Here is a 279-nt window from a genome sequence, read left to right on the forward strand (position 1 = left end):
GCGCGGTTCGCGATGAACTACTTGGGCGAGTTATTAAAGAGCGCGATTACGTAGTTGTAGGCGCAACACCAGAACAATTACTCAAACAAGGCTATCAACAAGTCGGCAAAGACTTTCCTGTATTTCTGCACCCAAAGAGCAAAGAAGAATATGCCCTCGCCCGCACCGAACGAAAACAAGGCCAAGGGTATACCGGGTTTGTGTGTGAGTTCTCGCCCGATGTCACTTTAGAAGATGATTTACGCCGCCGTGATTTAACGGTTAACGCCATCGCTAAAG

1 pseudogene is annotated in these 279 nt (G+C 48.4%); it reads left to right on the forward strand.

Annotated elements, in window-relative coordinates:
* A pseudogene (locus tag ACO0K4_RS19830) lies at window positions 1–279 on the forward strand (multifunctional CCA tRNA nucleotidyl transferase/2'3'-cyclic phosphodiesterase/2'nucleotidase/phosphatase); the annotation flags it as partial.

This window comes from Undibacterium sp. RuTC16W, assembly GCF_049339445.1.
GTDB lineage: Bacteria > Pseudomonadota > Gammaproteobacteria > Burkholderiales > Burkholderiaceae_D > Undibacterium.